Consider the following 2,394-nt stretch of genomic DNA (forward strand, 5'->3'; position numbering starts at 1 on the left):
CAATCGGAGGCCGACTGAGACACCGAGAAGAGATGCGGGAAGCGAACCCTATGAACCAACGACTTGCATTGCACGTGCTGGCCAGCGGAAGCCGCGGCAACGCGGCCGTAGTCGAGGATACCGCCACGGGCAAGGGCGTGCTCGTGGATTGCGGCATCTGCAAGCGCGATTTCTTCGCGCGTTGCGACGAGGCCGGGTTCGATCCGGCGAACCTCGAGGCCGTCCTCATCACGCACGACCATACCGACCATACGAAGGGCCTCGGCGTGGTGCTGCGCGGCCTGGCGAAGCTGGGCATCGAGCCCGCGGTGTTCGCCGACGACGCCGTGCGCGCGGCCAGCAAGGAGATCATCGTGCTGGAGGGCGCATGCGACCTACGGGCGTTCTCCTCGGGCGACGCGCTGTCGCTGGCGGGCATGCAGGTGCACGCCTTCCGCACGTCTCACGACGCGGCATCGTCGTGCGGGTTCCGGGTCGAGGCCGACGGAGACGCGGTAGGGTTCATGACCGACACGGGTATCGTCACCGGCGAGGCCGACGAGGCGTTGCGCGATGTGCGCATCCTCGCACTGGAGAGCAACCACGATGTGCAGATGCTCAAAGACGGGCCCTACCCGTATCCGGTGAAGCGGCGCGTGGGCTCGGATACGGGCCACTTGTCGAACGTGCAGGCCGCAGACGAGCTGGAGGCGCTGTTGAGCGACGCGCTCGAGCAGGTGGTGGCCATGCATATCTCGCAGAACAACAACACGTACCGTCTGCCAGGCGAGGCGCTGACCGCCGTGGTTCGGCGCGCCGGGCATCCGGCAACGGTGCAGGTCGCGTATCAGACCATGCTGGTGAGCGCGCGCTGAGGCGCGCTCCGCTCAGGATGACAGGAGGGCCGGATCCTGAGCCAGCGCTACATGATCCGCTGCATGCGGGCGATCTGCGCGAAATAGACGATCGAGGCTACGACCTCGACGGCGATGATCGTGAGCACGCCGGCCGTGCTGATCTGCTCGAAGGCGTACAGCGCGAGCGCCGCCAAAGGCGCAAGCATGGAGAACGCCTCGAAGGCGCACAGTCCCGCTTTCCCGTTGATGGCCGCATTGCGCTCGTCGCCCTGCTCGATGATCTGCTGCGGCGTGGGCTTGTGGGCCAGCGCGAAGGCGCCGCAAACGAGCAGCGCGGCCGCGCATCCGGCGAAGCCCCACACGCCCTTCGCGGCGATGGGCAGGACCGAGGAGATCCCGCCGAGGTCGAGAGCCAGCGCGACGGCGACGATCGCGCAGGCGATTCCGATGGACAGCGTGAGGACAGCGGACTTCCTATTCATGGTCTTCCTCCTGGTAGATGAACACGTCTTCGATCTGCAAGCCGAAGCGGCGGGCTATTTTGAACGCGAGCAGGATGGAAGGGTTGTAGCGCCCCTTCTCGAGCGAGCTGATGGTCTGGCGCGACACGCCCAGCTCCAACGCGAGATCCTCTTGCTTGATGCCGCGCGCCTTGCGGATCTCCTCCAACCGGTTCTCCATGGCGCTCCTCTCCGATGCGAATATGTAAAGCTAGCTTTCCATCAAGTATAGACCCCTGCGCCAGCAATGTAAAGCATGCTTTCCATAAAAGAAAAGCGCGCCCATCGGGCGCGCTGAATGGCGGGGAGAGCGGCGGACTTTACGCGGCCGCCGTGTAGGACCAGAGGCCGGTGGCTTGCGAGATGATCTCGTCGAACGTCCAATGGCGGCTTGTCCGATCGCGGCTGAGCGGATCGACCACCGCCAGTTCGCCGTGCTCGTCGATGCCGGTGACCACGATGTAGGTGTCCGACGATCCGAACGAGCCTGCTTTCATGGAGGCGATGATGGGACGGTCTCCCACGAGCTCGCGTCGCATGGCCAACTCGTTCGCATCGATCTCTCGCGATGCGAGCCCTAGTTGGGCTGCGCCGTCGGTCAGGAGCCCGGTGGCTTCAACGGTGTCGGCATAGCCGCTGCTCTGCGAGAGGGAGGCCACTTCGACGGGCCCCATGCTGGCGTCCCCGGTGGCTTCGATGCGCACCATGGCCAGGCACAGCGGGGCGGCGCCCGCATCGCCGACGGTCCTCGATCCGTAGGGGCGATCGGCCCATTGCGGGTCGTCCTGATACAGGGTGGGCACGACGCCTTGTTCCCATGACGATCGAGGGGTGCTGAAGCCGTCTTCGGCGGTGGCGGCGTCGGCCGATCCTATGAGGGGAAAGGCTCCGTCGTCGATCGCGGCGGACAGGGCGTGCGCGGCGAAGATTCCGAGAAACGCAGACAGGACGGCGACGAGCACCATGGCGAACACCGCTTTGAGCATGCGCTGCGGCTCGACGCTTCGGCTTGCTTGGCTGGCGGCGGTGGTTGAGCTTGCGCATACGGGGCGCACCGT

At 65.7% G+C, this 2,394-nt stretch carries 4 protein-coding genes; 1 reads left to right on the forward strand and 3 read right to left on the reverse strand.

The window, feature by feature from the left end:
* Positions 1 to 50 precede the first annotated feature (50 nt).
* The gene (locus ACMO6A_RS06950; protein ID WP_035585138.1) at positions 51 to 854 is read left to right on the forward strand and encodes an MBL fold metallo-hydrolase; all 804 of its coding nucleotides are present in this window, start codon (positions 51 to 53) and stop codon (positions 852 to 854) included.
* A gap of 47 nt (positions 855 to 901) precedes the next feature.
* Here ACMO6A_RS06950 and ACMO6A_RS06955 read toward each other — a convergent pair whose 3' ends face one another.
* From ACMO6A_RS06955 to ACMO6A_RS06965, 3 genes are all read right to left on the reverse strand, one after another.
* Positions 902 to 1,318 carry a hypothetical protein gene (locus tag ACMO6A_RS06955; RefSeq protein ID WP_015760829.1) on the reverse strand — a complete coding sequence of 139 codons (417 nt, stop codon included), beginning with the start codon at positions 1,316 to 1,318 and terminating at the stop codon, positions 902 to 904.
* Positions 1,311 to 1,517 (reverse strand): helix-turn-helix transcriptional regulator, encoded by a 207-nt coding sequence (locus ACMO6A_RS06960; protein WP_009304258.1) that lies wholly within the window; start codon positions 1,515 to 1,517, stop codon positions 1,311 to 1,313. Before ACMO6A_RS06960 ends, ACMO6A_RS06955 begins: the two co-directional genes overlap by 8 nt.
* Before the next feature lie 139 nt (positions 1,518 to 1,656).
* The coding region (locus tag ACMO6A_RS06965; protein WP_418470991.1) for a hypothetical protein at positions 1,657 to 2,394 on the reverse strand (738 nt) is incomplete at its 5' end.

It is taken from the genome of Eggerthella sp. (assembly GCF_048329335.1).
Lineage (GTDB): Bacteria > Actinomycetota > Coriobacteriia > Coriobacteriales > Eggerthellaceae > Eggerthella > Eggerthella lenta.